The sequence below is a fragment of the Streptomyces sp. NPDC039462 genome, assembly GCF_055639375.1.
Genome location: NZ_JBVKAO010000004.1, coordinates 19,213 through 37,256 on the forward strand (window position 1 = coordinate 19,213; position 18,044 = coordinate 37,256).

Sequence of the window (18,044 nt, forward strand, 5' to 3'; positions counted from 1 at the left end):
CCCAAGACTGAGGCACCGTCGCGGCCGCCCGTCACCCTCGTTAGGGTCGACGACGTGGCCACCAGTCCTCCGTATCCGATACCCCCCGAGGCGCCCGCCCCGGGGGCGCTTTCCCGCGTCCGCTGGTGGCAGCGGCGCGCGATACGCGTGGCCGCGCTCGTCACCCTGCTCGCCCTCTCCGGCCTGGTGATCCTGGCCCTGGTCAGGGAGCAGACCGGCACCGAGGGCTTCCTGGTCGGGCTCGGCCTCGCGACCGTGCCCGTGCCGCTGCTCGTCGCCGCGTTCCGCTGGCTGGACCGGGTGGCGCCGGGCCCCTGGCGGAACCTCCTCTTCTCCTTCTCCTGGGGCGCCTGCGCGGCCGCGCTCATAGCGATCGTCGCGAACAGCTTCGCGATCCGCTGGATAGCCACCGCCACCGCCGACCCCAGCAGCGCCGACACCCTCGGCGCCACCGTCATCGCCCCGATCGTCGAGGAGAGCGCCAAGGCGGCGGCCGTCCTGCTCGTCTTCCTCTTCCGCAGACGCGACTTCACCGGCATCGTCGACGGCATCGTCATAGCCGGGGTGACCGCGACCGGGTTCGCGTTCACCGAGAACATCCTCTATCTGGGCAACGCCTTCGTCACCGACCAGCTGAGCCGCGAGAGCGGCCTCGCGTCGGTGACGGCAGCGACCTTCTTCGTACGCGTCGTCATGTCCCCGTTCGCGCACCCGCTGTTCACGGTCCTGACCGGCATCGGCTTCGGCATCGCCGCGCTCTCGGCCGAGCACCGGCACCTGCGCCGCGTGCTGCTCCCGCTCACCGGACTGCTGCTCGCGATGGGCGTGCACGCGCTGTGGAACGGCTCGGCGGTCTTCGGGCAGTACGGCTTCTTCGCCGTGTACGCCCTCTTCATGCTCCCGGCGTTCGGCCTGCTGACCTGGCTGGCGATCTGGACCCGGCAGCGCGAACTGCGCATGATCCGCGCCGAGCTGCCCGTGTACGCGGCGGCGGGCTGGCTCACGCCGCCCGAGCCGTACGCGCTCGGCTCGATGCGCGCCCGCTCGGTGGCCCGCGACTACGCCTCGTACACCTGGGGAAAGGCCGCGGCCCGCACGGTCGCGGAGTACCAGATGTACGCGACGTCGCTCGCGTTCCTGCGCCACCGGGGCCGCCTCGGGCGGGCCGGTGCCGACTTCGTCGTACGCGAGCGGGAGCTCCTCGAAAAGCTCTGGGAGCGCCGCGAACCGTCCCGCCCCGCGCTGGCGTACGCGGCCGGGGCGACGGCGCCGGCGGTGCCCCCGATGCCGTACACGCCCTACCAGCCGTACCAGCCGTACGGCCACACCCCGCCCCCGTACGGGCAGCCGCAGCCCCACCCGGCGTACGGCTACCCGGCGCACAACCCCTACCGCAACATCTGACCGCCGGGCGTCAGGCGGACGCCGCGGTCAGCGCCGCGACCTCCGCCTCCGTCAGCTCCAGGTCGCCGACCGCGAGCAGGGCGGGCAGCTGCTCCACCGTGCGCGCGGAGGCGATCGGCGCCGCCACGGTGGGCTGTGCCGCGAGCCAGGCGAGCGCCACCGTCGCGACCTGGGCGCCCCGCGCCCCGGCGATCTCGTCGAGCGCGGCGAGGACACGGTCGCCCCGCTCGCTGCCCACGTACTCCTCGACCCGGCCGCTCCGCGCGCTCTCCACCTGGGCGCCCCCGCGATACTTGCCGGTGAGGAAGCCGGACGCGAGCGCGTAGTAGGGGACGGCGGCGAGGCCGGAGCGGGAGGCGACCTCCTGGAGCGGGCCCTCGTAGGTGTCGCGGGAGACGAGGTTGTAGTGCGGCTGGAGCGCGACGTACCGCGCGAGGCCCTCGCGGTCGGAGAGGTCGAGCGACTCCTGGAGCCGCTCGGGGGTGATGTTGGAGGCCGCGATCGCCCGCACCTTGCCGGCCCGCACCAGTTCGTCGAGCACGCCGATGATCTCCTCGACGGGGAGCGACGGGTCGTCGTAGTGGGTGTAGTAGAGGTCGATGTAATCGGTGCCGAGACGGCGCAGGGAGGCGTCGACCGCGCCCTTGACGGTGGTCGCGGAGAGGCCCTTGTACTCGGGGTGCGCGCCGACCTTCGTGGCGATGACGACGTCGGAGCGGTTGCCGCGCTCGGTCAGCCACTCGCCGATGAGGGTCTCGGACTCGCCGCCCCGGTTGCCCTCGACCCATGCCGAGTAGACGTCGGCGGTGTCGATGAAGTTGCCGCCGGCCGCGGTGTAGGCGTCGAGGACGGCGAAGGACGCCGTCCGGTCGGCGGTCCAGCCGAAGACGTTGCCGCCGAGGGAGAGCGGGAAGACCTCGAGGTCGGAAGAGCCAAGCGGGCGTAGAGAAGTCATATGTCCCTCAACACCGGCGCCGGAAACGGAATTCCGTTCGGCCGGACCGGCAGCCCTGGCGTCGGGGGGTTGTCGCCAGGACCGCCGGAGTCTCTCAGAAGGGGGTGGGGGCTGCGTCCCGGAGTCGGGTCAGGGGTTCAGGCCCTTGCTCTGCAGCCAGCCGAGGGGGTCGATCCCGGAGCCGCCGGGCGTGTGGACCTCCAGGTGGAGGTGGGGCCCGGTGACGTTGCCCGTCGCGCCGACGCGGCCGATGACGTCGCCCGTGCTGACTTTCTGGCCGGCGCTGACGTTGAGCGAGGACTGGTGGCAGTACCAGATCTCCGTGCCGTCCTCCAGTTCGAGCACGGTGCGGTAGCCGTACGCGCCCGCCCAGCCGGCCTCCTTGACAGTGCCGGTGTGCACCGCCTTGAGCGGGGTACCGGTGGGAGCAGCGAAGTCCAGACCCGTGTGGTGCCCGGAGGACCACATGGAACCGGCGTCACCGAAGTGCGACGTGAGGGTGTACGAGGAGGTGGGGATGGCGTAGCTCTTGGCGAGCTTGGCGCGGCGCTCGGCCTCGGCCTTCGCCTTCCGGGCCTCCTCTTCCTTCTTCTTCTTGGCCGCGGCCTTGGCGTCCGCCGCCTTCTCGGCCGCCTTCTGCTGTTCGGCGGCCTCTTCGGCGGCCTTCTTGACGGCGGCCTCCTCGGCCGCGGTCCGCACGGCGGTGTCCGCCTGCTCCTGCTGGTTCTCGGCCTGCTGCATGATGCGGGCGCGCAGCGCCTCGCCCGCGTCGGTGGTGCCCTGCTCGGCGTCGGCGGTGCTGACACCGGCGGCGGTGAGCGGAGCGGCGGCCGCGACCGTGGTGGTCTCCGGCGAGTCCTCGGACATCAGGGACCCGACGCCCGGCAGGGACTCGGCCGCCGGCAGCGAGTCGGCGACGGCGCCCACGCCCGGCAGGTCGGGCAAGGATATGGAGACCGGCGGCTTGCCGTCCTGGGCGGTGGCGATGCCGCCGGCGCCGACGGCGGCGATGACGCCCACGCCGAGCACGGTGGAGCTGCGGGCAAGCCCGCCGCCGCCCTTCTTGTGCACGCGGTGCCTGCCGCGGACGGGGCGGATGGACTCCTCGGTGGGGTTCCACTCCTCGAAGGTGTCGAGGGGGCCCTCGTCGTACGAGCCGAAGTCGTCGTCATTCGGCACGTACACGGCTCGGGGGGCAGGCCGGTTGGACGCCACTGGGGCGCGCTCCTTTCCTTCCTTCTCGCCTACCGGGTTAGCTGACGGGTTCGGAGCAGGAAGGTCTCCTACGAACACCTGGCACGGAGGCACAGCTGCCCGATTCACCCCAAGTTGGTGGTTCCCCGGCTCCCTTGCGGGATTAGGCGCGTGCGCGCGGAGCCGCCTCTAGTGACGGCTGGGACGACCGCGCTGCGTTATCGAACGTTAATAGACAGGGGGTCCGTATTCCAAGCCGTTCCGGTTGATCGTTAACGCTGATCGCGTGTACGTACCGGGACACGAGGGTGCGGACCGGGGCGAGTTGACCCCCGGCCTTCAAACACCGGAGCTTCACATTTCCTTGACAGTGTGTCAGTTGTTATGCGGAGGGGTGTACTTCAGTCACCGGCGGTGACCTCCGGATCGCCGGCGGCGGGCCGCCGCACCGCGAGCAGCGCCATGTCGTCCGTCATGGCGCCCCCGGTGTGCCGCCGCACCTCCCCCGCCAGGGCGGCGAGCAGCGCGTGCGGGCCGCCCCGGCCCGGGAAGATCCGCCCGCCGAGCCGCGCCGCGGGATCGTAGAACTCCCCCGCCGCGTCCCGCGCCTCCGACAGGCCGTCCGTGTAGAAGAGCAGCGTCGCGCCGGGCGGGAACTCCGACTCGTCCGCCCGGTCCGGCCAGACCCCCAGGTCCCCCATGCCGAGCGGCAGCGCGGGCTCGCTCGCCGACATGACGCACAGCCGCCCGTCACCGCGCAGCAGCAACGGTGGCGGGTGCCCGCGGTTGATCAGGCGTACGGAACCCTCGCCGTGCCGGATCTCCGCGAGGACGGCGGTGGTGAACCCCTCGAACGCGTCGAGCCCGTCGCGCCGGGTGCCCTCACGCGCCAGCGCCCGCTCCAGGCGCTGTGCCACCGCCTCCAGGGTGGCCTCCTGCTCGGCGGCCTCCCGGAAGGCGCCGATGACGACGGCGACCGCCGCGACCGCGCCCATGCCCTTGCCGCGTACGTCACCGACGATGAGCCGCACGCCGTGCGGGGTGTCCTGCACGGCGTACAGATCGCCCCCGATGAACGCGTCGGCCTGCGCGGCCTCGTACCGTGCCGCGATGTCGAGCCCGCCGATGCGCGGGTCCGGCGCGGGCAGCACGGCGCGCTGGGTGGCCTCGGAGATGGAGCGGGCGATGGCGAGCCGGTCGTTGCCGCGGCGCACGACACGGTTGATCACGATGGCGAGGGCGGCGACGGTCGCCACGGTGACCACTTCGGTGACGGCCTCGACATGGCTGCTGACGCGGTTGCCGTAGTGCAGGAAGTAGTGCAGGAAGAGGACGGCGCCCGTGGCCGCCGCGCCGGTCAGGACAGTGCTGAGCAGCGAGTAGAAGGGAGCGGCGATCAGCGGGGCCGCCGTGAAGAGCGGGGCGGCGGTGAACTCCGGCGGGGTCGACACGTCGTAGGCGACACCGACGATGAGCAGCAGGAGAGGCAGGACCCGCACGAAGGCGCGCTCGGTACCGGTGGCCCCCCTGGCCTCCCTGGCCCCTCTGTCCCCCCTGACCCCTCTGCCGTCGGGTACTCCTCGCTGCCCCACCGCTTGTCTCCCGCCGACTCCGCGCCCATCACCGCGCTCCACCCAGGGTTCCCGCAGCGGGAGGAGGGTGCGACCTGGTGTGGGCCGAGCGGGTTACGGGCCCGGAAAACACCTGAGGCCGGGAAGCTGATGCTTCCCGGCCTCAGGCCTTCAGTAGCGGGGACAGGATTTGAACCTGCGACCTCTGGGTTATGAGCCCAGCGAGCTACCGAGCTGCTCCACCCCGCGTCGGTAAACCCAACAGTACGCCATCCGGAGGGGTGCGTCGAACCACTTGACTCAGGGTGGGCCTGCGCTCGAGCAGCCCGGAGGGGTGCCGACCCCGGCGGTATGTTCGAGCCTCCACGGTCGATCCACGCTCCACGACGCCTTCTCCAGTGACCGGTTGCACCGAACGCTTACTGCCTCTTTCCCACCGGGAGTGACCAAGCAATGTCAACCATCACCAAACTCAGCGAGCTGAGCGGCGAGTACGTCCTCGACACCGCCCGCACCCGCATCGGCTTCGTCGCCCGGCACTCGGTCGGACCCCAGGTCCGTGGGCACTTCGAGGAGTTCGAGGGCAGTGCCCAGCTCGACGGCGACGACCCCTCGAAGTCCGCCATCCGGCTCACGATCCGATCGAAGAGCCTGCAGAGCCACAACAAGTTCCGCGACGACCCGGTGCGCGCCAAGTTCCTGGACGCGGAGAACCACCCCGTCATCACCTTCGCGTCCACCGAGGTGGAGCAGGTAGACGGAACCACCTTCAAGGTGACCGGCAACCTGACCCTGCGCGGCACGACCAGGCCGCTCACCCTGACCGTCGAGACGACCGGCGGCGAGAACGACGCACAGGGCGACCTGCGCGTCGGCTTCAAGGGCAGCGTCCTGATCAACCGCAAGGACTGGGGCGCGACCGCGAACGCCGCAGACGTACTCTTCGTCAGCCCGAAGGTGACGGTCGAATTCGAAATCGCGGCACTCCGCCGCCCCTGACCCCCCACAACACACCGAAAGCCCAGCTCGGAGACGACTCCGAACTGGGCTTTCTCTGTAGACCGTGTGGGACTCGAACCCACAACCAATGGATTAAAAGTCCACTGCTCTGCCAATTGAGCTAACGGTCCTCGTCGGTGCACCCCCGAGCATAGCGGGAGGGGGCCCGTCATCCGATCGGGTATCGCCGTCGAGGACCAGTGCTGTTGCGGAACGGGAGGTTCCGCGGAGCTGTGGAAGCCTCCGCGGCAGCCTCCCGCCGCGTGTCAGATCGACACGCCCAGCCTCACCACATCCTGCTCGCTGAGCACTCCCGCGTAGGCGTGCACGTCGTCCACGGCCCCGTGCAGGTACTCGCCCCGGCCGTCCGCCGTCGTGGCCCGGCCGACCTGCGGCCCGGCCTCGGCCCGCCACGCGTGGTGGAACGGCGCACGGGCCATCGGTGTGCCGTCGACGTACAGCAGCACCTCGTCGGCCCCGTCGTCGTACACCACCGCCAGGTGGTGCGGGTCACCCGGCGAGGCCCAGCTGTTGTCCGCCTTGAGCGTCGTCGTCTCCGCTCCCGCCCGGTCCTCGTGAGCCAGGGTCAGCTCCCATATCTGCCGCTGCGGCGTGTACCGCAGCGTGGCGAGGTCGTTGTGCTCGCCCGGCAGGGACAGGACCGTCATCGTCCGGTCCTCGGCGGCCGGGTCGATCCGCACATGTGCGGCGAGCGAGAAACTGTCGCCGGTGTCCACGACCGGGGCGCCGGTCGCGGCGAAGTCGCCGTCGCCGTCCAGGAGCAGTTCCCCCTCGCCCACCATCGCCGGGTCCCCCGGACCGCACTCGGGGTCCATGGCCGGGTCACAGGACTGGTCGTCGCGGCGGATCTTCGCGTCACCGCCCAGCTTCAACGGCTGTCCGCCGCCCTCCTCGGGGCTCGCTCCCCCGGACGCCTCCTCGAGCTGCCAGCGCCCCGCACGCACGGCCGCGCGCTCCGCGAGGTCCGCCGCTTCCGCCGGGACGACGACCCGGTTCCACGCGCGTACGTCGGCGATCCGGCCGGCCCAGTTCCCGCCCTGCCCGGACTCGCCCAGGGCCCGGCCGATCTGCGCGCCACCGCTTCCCCGCGGCGCCGGAGCGTTCTCCGCCTTGTCGACGAGGCGGCCGTTCACGTACAACCGGGCCGTCTTCACCGCCGGGTCGTACACACCTGTCAGCTGCGCCCACTCCCCGCTCTCCGGAGTGCCGCCCTTCGCCCGTACGGCAGCGCCCTCCGGCCCGCCCAGCGCGAAGGACCACGACCCGTCGCCGTCGGTCCCCAGCCGGTAGGCCGCAGCCCCGTCACCGTCCTGGCTCACCGCGGCCATGCCCCGGCCCACCTCGTCGGGCCGCACCCAGGCGCTCACCGCGAAGGCCCCGCCGGTGTCCACGGCGGGGGCGCCCGGCGACAGATACGCGTCGGCCGAACCGTCCAGCCGCACCGCCGACCCCACCCCCGTACGCGTCGGCCCTTCGGCGCCGAAGGCGACGCCGGAGCCCGCCTTCGCGGACCTGCCGCCCGATTCGGCGGCGCCTTCGGAGGACCCCGCCGGGTCGGCGAGCTTCCAGTGGGCGGCCGGTGCGCTGCCCTTCTTCACGAGGACCTGGTACCTCGTCGGATCGCTCCTGTTCCCCGCACGGTCCTGCGCCTGGACGCTGACCGTCATCGGACCCTCCCGCTCCGGCAGCCAGCTGAACTCGGCCGGTCCACCCGGCCGTACGGGCGCGACGGTCTTCGGCGTCTCCCCCGTGAAGCTGTAGACATAGGCCACCGTGTCGTCGGAGTCCGAGTCGACCGTGAACGTGCCGCGCACGCCGACCCCGTCGTGCCACGCGTCGTCGTCCGGATACTGCGGCGACGCCACCGAAGGCTTCGCGGGCATCTCGTCGTCGTACACGAACTCGCAGCCGCCCGGGCCTCCTTCGGCGCTCCACGCCCCCCACGCCGTACCGTCGAAGGCCCGCACCCGCCAGCTCACCTCGGTGAGCGCCGGCAGGTCTTCCGGAACGGACCAGCTGAACGACGAACCACTCCCCTTGGACGTCGTCCGCGCAGAGCGCACCTGCCGCTCACCGTCCCCGTCCTGCCAGGACACCTCGAACTCCGCGGAGACGGGCTGCGCGTCCGGATCGCGGAGCACCGCCCTCAGCTGCGGCCGCGTACGGACATAGGGTCTCTCGGCGCCGGCGACGCACTCCGTGTCGGCGGTTCTCAGATCGGCTCGGGCCGGCTGCTCCGGCGGCCGGTTCTCCGCCGCCCCGGCCACCCATGGTGTGGCGACGACGGCTGACGAGGCGAGTGCGACAGCGACTGCGCAGCGCACGAAGGCATGACGAACCACGGGGTCCCCTCCCTGTCGGCCCGGCTCCCCACCGGACCGCCCTTCCCAACGTGCTCGAAGGTAACAGTGGGTACTGACATCGGTACGCGGTCCGTGACGGGGCGGCCCGGACACGCCGAAGGGCCCGCACGACGCGTACGTCGTGCGGGCCCCTCGGTTCAGACGGACCTGGTTACAGGTGCTGACCGACGATCAGCCGTTGCGCTTCCAGCGCGGCTTGTCGTCGCGGCGGCCGAACGAACCCGTGCCGGAGCCGGAGCGGTCGTCGCGGCGGTTGTACGACGGGCGGTCGTGGCCGCCGGAGCGGAAGCCGCCCGAGCCGCCGGCGGGGCGGTCGTCGCGACGGTCGCGGTTGAACGGACGGTCGCTGCCGCGGTGGCCGCCGGCCGGACGGTCGTCACGGCGGAAGCTGCCGCCACGGTTGTCGTCACGACGGTCGCGGTTGAAGCCACCGCCACGGTTGTCGTCACGGCGGTCGCGGTTGAAGCCGCCACCGCGGTTGTCGTCGCGGCGCTCGAACGAACGGCCACCACGGTCGCCACCGGAGGGACGGTCGTCGCGACGGAAGCCGCCACCACGGTTGTCATCGCGACGGTCGCGGTTGAAGCCACCGCCACGGTTGTCGTCGCGGCGCTCGAACGAACGGCCACCACGGTCGCCACCGGACGGACGGTCGTCGCGACGGAAGCCGCCACCACGGTTGTCGTCACGACGGTCGCGGCTGAAGCCGCCACCGCGGTTGTCGTCACGACGGTCGCGGCTGAAGCCACCGCTGCGGTTGTCGCGGCGCTCGTAGTTGCCGCGCTCGTCACGCTGCGGACGGCGGTCGTACGAGGAGGAACGCTCCTCGCGGACCGGGCGCTCGGAGGCGACGGGCTGCTCGGGGACCGACACGGCGGCCTCCACGACGGCCTCGGCGGCGGCAGCGGCCTCGGCGATCGCCGTCTCCGGGTCCTCGCCGCGCTCGCGGGCGGCACGGGCGGTGAGGCGGTCGGCCTCCTCGCGCAGCTCGGCGGCGCGGCGCGTGGCGCGCTCCAGCTCCTTGGTGAGCTCCTTGACCTCACGCTCGGCCTGGGTCGCGGCGTTGCCCGCGGAGTCGGCCTGCACCTCGGTCATGGAGCGGGCGCCGGTGATCTCGGCGACCTCCGGGTCGAAGGTGCCGCCGCCGTTGATGATGTGGCGCGTGGCGTCGACGCCCGCGTCCTCCATCAGGCGGAAGATCTGGCGGCGCTGGTGCGGCAGGGAGAGGGAGACGACCGTGCCGCTGCGGCCGGCTCGGGCCGTACGGCCCGAGCGGTGCAGGTAGTCCTTGTGGTCGCCGGCCGGGTCCACGTTCAGGACCAGGTCGATGCCGTCGACGTGGATGCCGCGGGCGGCGACGTCGGTGGCGACGAGGGCGTTGACGTAGCCCTTCTTGAAGTCCTCCAGGACGCGCGTACGAGCGCCCTGCGTCATGCCGCCGTGCAGCGCGTCGGCCTTCACGCCGGAGTCGCAGAGCTGCTCGGCGATGCGGTCGGCGCCCAGCTGGGTGCGGACGAAGATGATCGTGCGGCCCTTGCGGGCGGCGATGGCGGCCGTGACGGGCGCCTTGTCGCGGGGCTTCACGATGAGGATGTGGTGCGTCATGGTCGTGACGTTGCCCTGGGCGCTGTCGACCTCGTGCGTCACCGGGTTGGTCAGGTAGCGCTTGACCAGCGTGGAGATCTCGTTCTCCATCGTGGCCGAGAACAGCATGCGCTGGCCGCCGGACGGAACCTGGTCGAGCAGCTCGGTGACCTCGGGCAGGAAGCCCAGGTCGGACATCTGGTCGGCCTCGTCGAGCACCGCGATCTGGGTGTTCTCCAGCGAGCAGGCGCCGCGGCTGATGATGTCGCGCAGGCGGCCCGGCGTGGCGACGAGGATGTCGACGCCGCGCTCCAGGGCGTAGATCTGGTTGCCCATCGACGTACCGCCGCAGACGACCTTCATCTTGAGGCCGAGCACGTCGCCGTAGGGCTGGAGGGCGTCCGCGACCTGCATCGCGAGCTCGCGGGTCGGGGTGAGGATGACGCCGCGGGGCTTCTTCTTCTCGGTGCGGCCGCCCTCGGCGAGGGTCGCCAGCATCGGCAGGCCGAAGGAGAGGGTCTTGCCGGAGCCGGTACGGCCGCGGCCCAGGATGTCCTTGCCGGCCAGGGCGTCCGGGATGGTCGCGGCCTGGATCGGGAAGGGCGTGGTGACGCCGTTCTGCGCGAGCTTGCGGACGATGCCCTCGGGCAGACCGAGGTCGGCGAAGGTCATCTCGGGCTCGGCGTCGGCGTCGGCCTCGGAGACGTCCGAGACCTCGGAGGCGTCGGCCTGGGGGGCCTCGGGGGTGACCTCGGTGATGTCCTGGGCCTCGGCGGACTCGACGATCTCGGCGGCGGCCACTACGGCCGCGTCGTTCTCGACGATCTCGTTCTCGGGCAGGACGGCGTGGTCAGAACTGAAAATGGACATGCGAAATGCGAAACCTTCCGGAGTCTCGGCACGCGCCCGTCAACTCCGTGATTTCGCAATGGACCGCCTCGATGCGGTCAGCCACGGCAAGGGAGAGTACGCGCCACGCGGCGCTCTTCTGTGTCGGCGCCGGGCAAATGGGATCAAACGATCTACCACCATACGCACCCCCCACCCCATATGGCAAACCGCCCCCGTGAAACCCCCTCTCACCTGCACATTTGTCAGTGAGGACCCGCTTGGGGCGACGGCTCACGCTCCGCGATCTCCACGTTCCGCCGCTGGAGCTGTGCCCCCTGCCCCGACCCCTCCGAGGACGACGGCTCCGGAGTGGTCGGATCCGGCGTCGGGGTGGGCGTGGGCTTCGGCGGGTCCGGTGTCGCGCTGCTGCGCGTCGGGGTCGGTTTCGGCCGGGTCGGGGTCGGCTGCCCCGGCCTGCCCGGCTTGGGCGGCCGCTCGGTGGCCGCCGCCGAGGAGGTCTCCGAGGGCTCCGCGGCCCCCGCCCCGGCCCGGTCCTCGTGCGAGGACCCGCCCTTGCCCTTCTTCTTGCCCTTGTGCCGCCCGCGGCCCGGCCCGTCCTCGTCCCCGGAGGCCGCGTCACCGCCCTTCGTCACGGGGTCGCCGTCGGGCGCGGCCGCCCCACTGCGCTGCCCCGCGGAACGGTCGGGCGCCGGAGCGTTCCCGTCGTCACCGATGCTCATGCAGCCCGCGGTCGCCGCTACGGCCACCGCGACCGCGGCCCAACGGACGGGAACGTACAACTGACGCACGGCCGAGCACCTCCTGAGGCGCGAGAGCCTGTGTCGTAACCCCGGCCGGGCGGCGACCACCCGGCCGGGGTCATGGCACAGGCTCTGGGAATCGAGACGCCCTGCCCAACTCCCGCGGCCCGCAAGAGGACACGGACCGCCACCCCGGACCGCCGGGCTCCGCACACGCACACGCACACCAGGGCGGGTGCCCGGCGCTCACCCGTACCCGAGCGCGTGCAGGCGGGCGTCGTCGATGCCGAAGTGGTGGGCCACCTCGTGCACCACGGTGATCTCCGTCTCCTCGACCACCTCCTCGCGCGACCCGCACATCCGCAGCGTCGGCCCCCGGTAGATCGTGATGCGGTCCGGCAGCACCCCGGCGTACCACTCGCCGCGGTCGGTCAGCGGAGTCCCCTCGTACAACCCGAGCAGCTCGGGGTCGTCGGCCGGCGGCTCGTCCTCGACGAACACCGCCACGTTGTCCATCAGGCGTGTCAACTCCGGTGGAATCCGGTCGAGAGCCTCGCCGACCAGTTCCTCGAACTCCTCGCGCGTCATCTCCAGCACACCCCCATTGTCGGCCACGCCGCCTCCGCCGTCCCGGCATACCCGTGCCCGCACTTGGGCATAGGGGACCAATGGCACGCGGCTTCACAGTCGTTCTCCAGGGCGTACGACGGGCGGGTGGCGCCCTCGTCGGCCACTACCGCGCCCGCCGCACCCACCCCACGACCGAGCTGGTCAGCCCCCCGCATCCCTACGCCCGCGCGCTGGGCCTGATCACCGTCGTCGTCCTCGGCGCGTGGCTCGGCCTGCTCATCGTGGGCAGCGTGCGCGCGCCCGTCGGACCGATGGACACCCGCATGACGCTCCGCCCGTCCGTGTCCGGCGGCACGAAGATCAACGTCTCGCCGCTCGGCGCCCTGGAGCTCCGCTCCCACGTGGCGCCCATCCGCCTGGACGTCGACGTGGACCGCCTGGATCCGGTACGCGCCCAGGCCCTCGTCGACCACCCGGAACGGCTCTCCGGCCTCCAGGACGAGGTCACCGACGACGTCGGCCACGGCACGCTCGACCTCGCCGTACGCTCCTGCGTCGCCGTCGTCTCGGGCGCCACGGCCCTCGGCCTCGCCGTCTACCGCCGCCCGCGCCGGGCGCTCGCCGCGGGCGGTCTGGCCCTCGCGCTGCTCGCCGCGTCGGGAGCGGCCGCGTACGCCACCTGGAACCCGAAATCCGTCCTGGAGCCGAAATTCTCAGGACTGCTCAGCAGCGCCCCCTCCGTCGTCGGCAACGCCCGCAGCATCGTCAGCGAATTCGATGTCTACCAGCAGGAGTTGGCGCGCCTGGTCACCAACGTCACCAAGCTGTACGACGTGACGTCCACGCTTCCCGCGTACCAGCCGGACCCCACCACCATGCGGGTCCTGCACGTCTCGGACATCCACCTGAACCCGGCGAGCTGGAAGATCATTTCCTCCCTGGTGACGCAGTACGACATCGACGTCATCGTCGACTCGGGCGACACCATGGACCACGGCTCGGCCACCGAGAACGGCTTCCTCGACCCCATCGAGGACCTCGGCGCGCCCTACGTGTGGGTACGCGGCAACCACGACTCGCTCACCACCCAGCGCTACCTGGAGCGCTTCAAGAACGTCCACGTCCTCGACGAGGGCCGCGCCGAGACCGTCGCCGGCCTGCGCTTCGCCGGCATCGGCGACCCGCAGTACACCCCCGACCGCTCGGAGAAGCCCGAGGGCGACTCGGTGGAGCACATGGCGGGCATACGGCTCGCCTCCGCCCTGCGCGCCGAACGGGCGGCCGGCACTCCGGTCGACGTGGCCGTCGCGCACAACCCGACGGCGGCGCGCGAGACGGACGGCGAGGTTCCGCTGGTCCTCGCGGGCCACGTCCACCACCAGGAGATGGAGGTCATGGACGGGGGCACGCGGCTGCGCATCGAGGGGTCGACGGGCGGCAGCGGGCTGCGTGCGGTCGAGGGCAAGTACCCCGATCCCGTCGAGGCGTCCGTCCTCTACCTGGACCGTACGACCAAGCGGCTGCAGGCCTGGGACGAGATCAAACTGGGTGGCCTGGGCCTCACGAAGGCCGAGGTCAGCCGCCACCTCCCCAAGGAGAACCGCCCCGGCGCACCCTCCTCGCCGACCGCTCCGAGCCCCTCGGACTAAACCGTTTTGGCGATAGCTCCCCGCATCCCATATGCTTCTCACGTCCCCGACGCGCTGCAAAGCGCCCAGGTGGGCCCTTAGCCCTCATCGTCTAGTGGCCCAGGACGCCGCCCTTTCAAGGCGGTAGCACGGGTTCGAATCCCGTTGGGGGCACGCAACACCTTGTGCGAGACTAGTGCTCGCACAACGCTTGGTCCTGTGGAGCAGTTTGGAGTGCTCGCCACCCTGTCAAGGTGGAGGCCGCGGGTTCAAATCCCGTCAGGACCGCTTGCGATTCCACGCGGATCGCGTGGCTGGGTAGCTCAGTTGGTACGAGCGATCGCCTGAAAAGCGATAGGTCGCCGGTTCGATCCCGGCCCCAGCCACCTCTCCCAGAAGCCCCGCCTCTCCGGCGGGGCTTCTGCCGTTTCCGGGCCCTGCGACGCCCTGCCGGGGCAGGACCCCAAGCCCGCCGCTCCGCGGCGGATGCTTCCCACCCACCCACCCGTTTGCCCCGCAACGTCCTGCGGGGGTAGGGGCGGGTGGGTGGGGGTGCCCCGCGGGTTCCTGCGGGAGTAGGGCGGGTGGGTGGGGATCGCCCCGCGACGGCCCGCGGGGAAGGGGCTCGGCCCCCACCGGGCCGCAGCCGCACACGCGCCCGAGGGGACGTGGGGGTATGTGCGAACGGAGCACCGAGCGTGCTGTGGCGTCTTTGGACTTGAGGCGCGGCGCAGGGATGGCGAGTACGCACATACCCCCGCGGCCCCGCCCCACAGACGGGCAGACAAGATGCGCTAGCCCGCGTGCGCGGGAGTCGAGGTGCGGCCTCCCGGGTGGCGATGGCGCCAGATCCAGAAGACCGCGCTGGAGAGCAGCGCCCACGCCCCCAGAACCAGGAACGGAAACGCATGCTGGTGGCCGCCGAAGTACACCGCCGTGTGCTGCGCGTTGACCGACGCCCCCGGCGGCAGCCACTGCCCGATGTGCCCGAGCACCGAGGGAAGCAGCGGCCAGGACACCGCGCCGCCGGACGACGGATTGCCGAGGAGCACCATCAGGCCCCACGTCGGCAGCATCGCCCACCGCCCGAACATCGTGTTGAACATCGAGAAGACCATCCCCGACGCGAACATCGTCAGCGCCAGGATCAGCCACGACTCCACGAAGGGCAGCCGCACCGCCCCCAGCCACCAGTCCACGACCGCCGCGATGACGAACGCGCCCAGGAGGGCGTACAGCGCCGTGAACCCGATCCGCTCCGCCGGATTCAGCCCGCGCGCGTGCACGCTCAGCTGAATGGCCCCCACGAAGCCGATGATCACGGCCGCCAGCGAGATGTAGAAGATGGCGAGCCCTCGCGGGTCGCCTTCCTGGAGCGGCTTGATGTCCTTCACGGTCACCGGCACCCCGACCTTCTCGCCCACCTTCGGCGCGGTCTCCGCGAGCACCTGTGCGACGGACGCGCCGGACGCCCCGGAGACGTCCAGCGTCACCTTGTCCCCGCCGCGGGCCACGTCGAGGACCGCGAAGACCTTCTGTTCCTCCACGTCCCGCAGCGCCGCCGCCCGGCTGTCGTACCGGCGTACCTCCAGCGAGGCGTTCAGTGCCTTCTCCATGCCGTCGAGGAACGCCTTGCCCCGCGTCGCGTCCCGCGCGTCGACCACCGCGGTGGGGATGTGGTGCGGAGTCGGGTTCGCCATGGAGTACGTGTACGACCCGGCGAAGAGCCCGGCCGCGGCCGCCAGGATGAACACCAGCACGATCGCCGGCAGGAAGGGCGACCGCTTGAACGCGTCCCACCGCTCACTCCGGGTGGGAACACGCCCGTGCGCACCGTGTTGGTGCTGCTCCTGTTGGTTCGGCTCGCGGTCAGGCGTGTAAGGGGTATCAGCCGTATCAGGCGTATCAGGCATACGAACACGCTAAACCCAAAGCCCCATAAGCAGCCTTCTCACCCAGCAGGTCAAGTATCCGGCCAAACGCGCTAAACGGACTTGGCGCGCCTCCGCCACCCCCGCACCGCGAGCACCACACCCACCACCACGACCACACCGGCCAGCAGCACCGCGTCCGGCACCGCGCGGCCGATCCCGCCCGCCCACTGCTCCACGGCGAACGAGTCGTCCACGTCCAGCAGGCCGGGCAGCGCGGTCGTCCCGTCGTAGGCGAGGAACAGCGCCCCGAGCGCGACGAAGAACAGCCCGGACAGCAGCGACGTCGTGTGCAGCTCGAACCGGCCGATGCGGAACGTCCGGCCCCGCAGCCACCTGCGCCGTCCCAGGTCGAACCGCTCCCAGAGCAGCGCGAGCAGGAAGAGCGGCACGGCCATCCCCAGCGCGTACACGGCGAGCAGCAGCCCTCCGTAGACCGGGCTTCCGCTCACCGCCGCCACCGTCAGGACGCTGCCGAGGATCGGCCCGGCGCAGAACCCGGCGAGCCCGTACACCGCCCCCAGCGCGTACACGGAGAACGCGGTGGTCGGCCGGATCCGGCCCGAGAGCTCCGCCATCCTCCGCGACGCGAAGCCCATGCCGAGGATCTGGAGCACGCCGAGCCCGATGATCAGCCATCCCGCGGCGAGCACGAGCTGATCGCGGTGGCCGAAGAAGAACCGTCCGGCGTACGAGCCGGCCGCGCCGAGCGGCACCAGGGTCGTCGCGAGCCCGGCGTAGAAGATGCCGGTCCGCGCGACGAGGCGCGAGGCGGAGTCGATGGAGTAGGCGAAGAAGGCGGGGAGCAGCAGTGCGCTGCACGGGCTGACCAGGGCGAGCAGCCCGCCCAGGAACGCGGCGAAGTACCCGACGTCGGCAGTCACTCGGAGCCACCCTTGCCCGCGGCGGCCCCGCCCTTCGGCTGCTTGGCCGGTGACTTGCCCGCCGATTTGGCCGCCGCCTCGATCGCCTGGTCGAAGACCTGGTCCGGCTGGGCGCCCGAGATGGGCCGCCCGTTGATGAGGAAGGACGGCGTCGAGGCGGCGCCCAGTCCGTACGCCTCCTCCTGGTCCTTCTTCACCGCGGCCGCGGCGGCGTCGCTGTCCACGTCCTTCACGAACCGGTCGACGTCCTTGACCCCGGCCTCCCGCGCCAGTTCCTTCAGCCGCCCTTCGCCGAAGCCCTTCTCCTTGGACCCCTCGGCGTACGCGGCCTCGTGGAACTGCCAGAAGCGGCCCTGGCGCCCCGCCGCCCACGCGCCGCGCGCGGCCCGCTCGGAGTCCTCGCCGAAGATCGGGAAGTTGCGCCATTCGATGCGCAGGGTGCCCTCGTCGACGTACTTCTTCACGAGGCCGGGCTCGGTGTCGCGGGCGAACTTGCCGCAGAAGCCGCACTTGAAGTCGGCGTACTCCACCATCACGACGGGTGCGTCGGCGCGCCCCTGCGCGAGCGGGTCCTCGGCGTCGCGCCGCGCGAGCTTCTCCAGCTCGGGGTAGACACCCTCCTGCGGGTCCGCGGAGACGTCGGCGGCGGCCTCCTCCTTGACGGAGCCGCTGCCGGAGGCGCCGGAGTCCTCCGGCTTGGTCGCGGTGTACGAGGCGACGCCGAGCAGCACGGCGGCCACGGCGACGCCCGCGCCGATGGCGATGTTCCGGCTCTTGCCGCTCTGGCTCTTGCCGCTCTGGGTCTTCTTGCTGCCGTTCTCGGGCATGGGTGTGCTCTCTCTTGTCCTGTTGTGCGTCTCGTACGTACGTCTCGTACGTCGATGTGGGCCCCTGAGTCAGGGGCCTCCTACACGCGCAGGATCGAGAGATCTATCGGTGAGGGCGGGGTGAGCGCGGGCGGCGCGCGGCCCGGCGCCACCAGGAGCACGGTCTGGTCGGCGCCCCAGGAGCCGGACGCCGCGCGGGCGTCGTGCAGCGCGGGCAGCAGTTCGTACGCCGCTCCGGGGCGCTGCGGGGTGCCCGGTGGCTGGTCGGCGTCCCGGTCGGTGCCCTTGCCGCAGCCGGGCGAGCCCTGCGTATCCGCGGCGGAGGGGGACGCAAGCACCTTCACGGCCCCGGCCACCGGCTGCTGCGCGGCAGCCGCGGGCCCGCAGAACATCCCGAGCCCGAGCACGACGAGGAAGACCACCGCGAGGGGGCTCCAGGGCGTGCGCGTACGGGCGGGCATGCCCGGAATCGTACGTGCCGGGGTGCACCGCCGGAGAAATCGGTTCGCCACCGCCGAGTC

Annotated in this window: 14 protein-coding genes, 5 tRNA genes and 1 riboswitch; of the genes, 6 read left to right on the forward strand and 13 right to left on the reverse strand. The window is 71.7% G+C overall.

Features of this window, described 5'->3' with window-relative positions:
• Positions 1-54: 54 nt before the first annotated feature.
• Positions 55-1,404, forward strand: coding sequence for a PrsW family glutamic-type intramembrane protease (locus tag ACZ7LU_RS22380; RefSeq protein WP_471119624.1), 1,350 nt, complete (start codon positions 55-57; stop codon positions 1,402-1,404).
• Between the two features lie 10 nt (positions 1,405-1,414).
• Here ACZ7LU_RS22380 and ACZ7LU_RS22385 read toward each other — a convergent pair whose 3' ends face one another.
• The 4 genes from ACZ7LU_RS22385 to ACZ7LU_RS22400 all read right to left on the reverse strand — a co-directional run bounded on the left by ACZ7LU_RS22385 (position 1,415) and on the right by ACZ7LU_RS22400 (position 5,373).
• Positions 1,415-2,359 carry an aldo/keto reductase gene (locus tag ACZ7LU_RS22385; RefSeq protein WP_471917805.1) on the reverse strand — a complete coding sequence of 315 codons (945 nt, stop codon included), beginning with the start codon at positions 2,357-2,359 and terminating at the stop codon, positions 1,415-1,417.
• Positions 2,360-2,488: 129 nt separating this feature from the next.
• Positions 2,489-3,574 (reverse strand): M23 family metallopeptidase, encoded by a 1,086-nt coding sequence (locus ACZ7LU_RS22390; RefSeq protein ID WP_468091435.1) that lies wholly within the window; start codon positions 3,572-3,574, stop codon positions 2,489-2,491.
• 11 nt (positions 3,575-3,585) lie between these two features.
• Positions 3,586-3,733, reverse strand: a riboswitch (cyclic di-AMP (ydaO/yuaA leader).
• A gap of 221 nt (positions 3,734-3,954) precedes the next feature.
• Entirely contained in the window at positions 3,955-5,202 is a 1,248-nt protein-coding gene (locus tag ACZ7LU_RS22395) for a PP2C family protein-serine/threonine phosphatase (RefSeq protein ID WP_468562157.1), read from the reverse strand.
• A 97-nt stretch (positions 5,203-5,299) separates the two neighbouring features.
• Positions 5,300-5,373, reverse strand: a tRNA-Met gene (locus ACZ7LU_RS22400).
• Between the two features lie 204 nt (positions 5,374-5,577).
• Between ACZ7LU_RS22400 and ACZ7LU_RS22405 the strand changes: the two genes are divergently transcribed.
• Complete coding sequence (locus tag ACZ7LU_RS22405) at positions 5,578-6,123, forward strand: YceI family protein (RefSeq protein ID WP_471917806.1); 546 nt, start codon at positions 5,578-5,580, stop codon at positions 6,121-6,123.
• A gap of 58 nt (positions 6,124-6,181) precedes the next feature.
• Here ACZ7LU_RS22405 and ACZ7LU_RS22410 read toward each other — a convergent pair.
• From ACZ7LU_RS22410 to ACZ7LU_RS22430, 5 genes are all read right to left on the reverse strand, one after another.
• Positions 6,182-6,254, reverse strand: a tRNA-Lys gene (locus tag ACZ7LU_RS22410).
• Positions 6,255-6,389: 135 nt separating this feature from the next.
• Positions 6,390-8,486 carry a LamG domain-containing protein gene (locus ACZ7LU_RS22415; protein WP_471917807.1) on the reverse strand — a complete coding sequence of 699 codons (2,097 nt, stop codon included), beginning with the start codon at positions 8,484-8,486 and terminating at the stop codon, positions 6,390-6,392.
• A gap of 192 nt (positions 8,487-8,678) precedes the next feature.
• On the reverse strand, positions 8,679-10,961 hold the full coding sequence (locus ACZ7LU_RS22420; protein ID WP_471917808.1) for a DEAD/DEAH box helicase: 2,283 nt from the start codon (positions 10,959-10,961) through the stop codon (positions 8,679-8,681).
• Positions 10,962-11,185: 224 nt separating this feature from the next.
• Positions 11,186-11,731, reverse strand: coding sequence for a hypothetical protein (locus ACZ7LU_RS22425; RefSeq protein ID WP_468091447.1), 546 nt, complete (start codon positions 11,729-11,731; stop codon positions 11,186-11,188).
• 198 nt (positions 11,732-11,929) lie between these two features.
• On the reverse strand, positions 11,930-12,280 hold the full coding sequence (locus tag ACZ7LU_RS22430) for a metallopeptidase family protein (RefSeq protein ID WP_398302588.1): 351 nt from the start codon (positions 12,278-12,280) through the stop codon (positions 11,930-11,932).
• 71 nt (positions 12,281-12,351) lie between these two features.
• Between ACZ7LU_RS22430 and ACZ7LU_RS22435 the strand changes: the two genes are divergently transcribed.
• From ACZ7LU_RS22435 to ACZ7LU_RS22450, 4 genes are all read left to right on the forward strand, one after another.
• Positions 12,352-13,902: a metallophosphoesterase family protein gene (locus ACZ7LU_RS22435; protein ID WP_471917809.1), complete on the forward strand. Its 1,551-nt coding sequence runs from the start codon at positions 12,352-12,354 to the stop codon at positions 13,900-13,902.
• An 80-nt stretch (positions 13,903-13,982) separates the two neighbouring features.
• Positions 13,983-14,055, forward strand: a tRNA-Glu gene (locus tag ACZ7LU_RS22440).
• A gap of 39 nt (positions 14,056-14,094) precedes the next feature.
• A tRNA-Asp gene (locus ACZ7LU_RS22445) sits at positions 14,095-14,169 on the forward strand.
• 24 nt (positions 14,170-14,193) lie between these two features.
• Positions 14,194-14,267 (forward strand) — tRNA-Phe (locus ACZ7LU_RS22450).
• 408 nt (positions 14,268-14,675) lie between these two features.
• Here ACZ7LU_RS22450 and ACZ7LU_RS22455 read toward each other — a convergent pair.
• From ACZ7LU_RS22455 to ACZ7LU_RS22470, 4 genes are all read right to left on the reverse strand, one after another.
• Positions 14,676-15,794, reverse strand: coding sequence for an ABC transporter permease (locus tag ACZ7LU_RS22455; protein WP_468091451.1), 1,119 nt, complete (start codon positions 15,792-15,794; stop codon positions 14,676-14,678).
• A 71-nt stretch (positions 15,795-15,865) separates the two neighbouring features.
• The gene (locus ACZ7LU_RS22460) at positions 15,866-16,696 is read right to left on the reverse strand and encodes a cytochrome c biogenesis CcdA family protein (RefSeq protein WP_468091454.1); all 831 of its coding nucleotides are present in this window, start codon (positions 16,694-16,696) and stop codon (positions 15,866-15,868) included.
• Complete coding sequence (locus tag ACZ7LU_RS22465; RefSeq protein WP_471917810.1) at positions 16,693-17,523, reverse strand: DsbA family protein; 831 nt, start codon at positions 17,521-17,523, stop codon at positions 16,693-16,695. The genes ACZ7LU_RS22460 and ACZ7LU_RS22465 overlap by 4 nt, the downstream gene beginning before the upstream one ends.
• 80 nt (positions 17,524-17,603) lie before the next feature.
• A complete protein-coding gene (locus ACZ7LU_RS22470; RefSeq protein ID WP_471917811.1) occupies positions 17,604-17,984 on the reverse strand; it encodes a hypothetical protein in 381 nt (126 codons plus the stop codon).
• Positions 17,985-18,044 lie beyond the last annotated feature (60 nt).

Bases quoted from the DNA above. Each gene is read 5' to 3' on its own strand.
- ACZ7LU_RS22385 (WP_471917805.1), bottom strand. From the start codon at position 2,359: ATGACTTCTCTACGCCCGCTTGGCTCTTCCGACCTCGAGGTCTTCCCG.
- ACZ7LU_RS22405 (WP_471917806.1), top strand. From the start codon at position 5,578: ATGTCAACCATCACCAAACTCAGCGAGCTGAGCGGCGAGTACGTCCTC.
- ACZ7LU_RS22420 (WP_471917808.1), bottom strand. From the start codon at position 10,961: ATGTCCATTTTCAGTTCTGACCACGCCGTCCTGCCCGAGAACGAGATC.
- ACZ7LU_RS22435 (WP_471917809.1), top strand. From the start codon at position 12,352: ATGGCACGCGGCTTCACAGTCGTTCTCCAGGGCGTACGACGGGCGGGT.
- ACZ7LU_RS22455 (WP_468091451.1), bottom strand. From the start codon at position 15,794: ATGCCTGATACGCCTGATACGGCTGATACCCCTTACACGCCTGACCGC.
- ACZ7LU_RS22465 (WP_471917810.1), bottom strand. From the start codon at position 17,523: ATGCCCGAGAACGGCAGCAAGAAGACCCAGAGCGGCAAGAGCCAGAGC.
- ACZ7LU_RS22470 (WP_471917811.1), bottom strand. From the start codon at position 17,984: ATGCCCGCCCGTACGCGCACGCCCTGGAGCCCCCTCGCGGTGGTCTTC.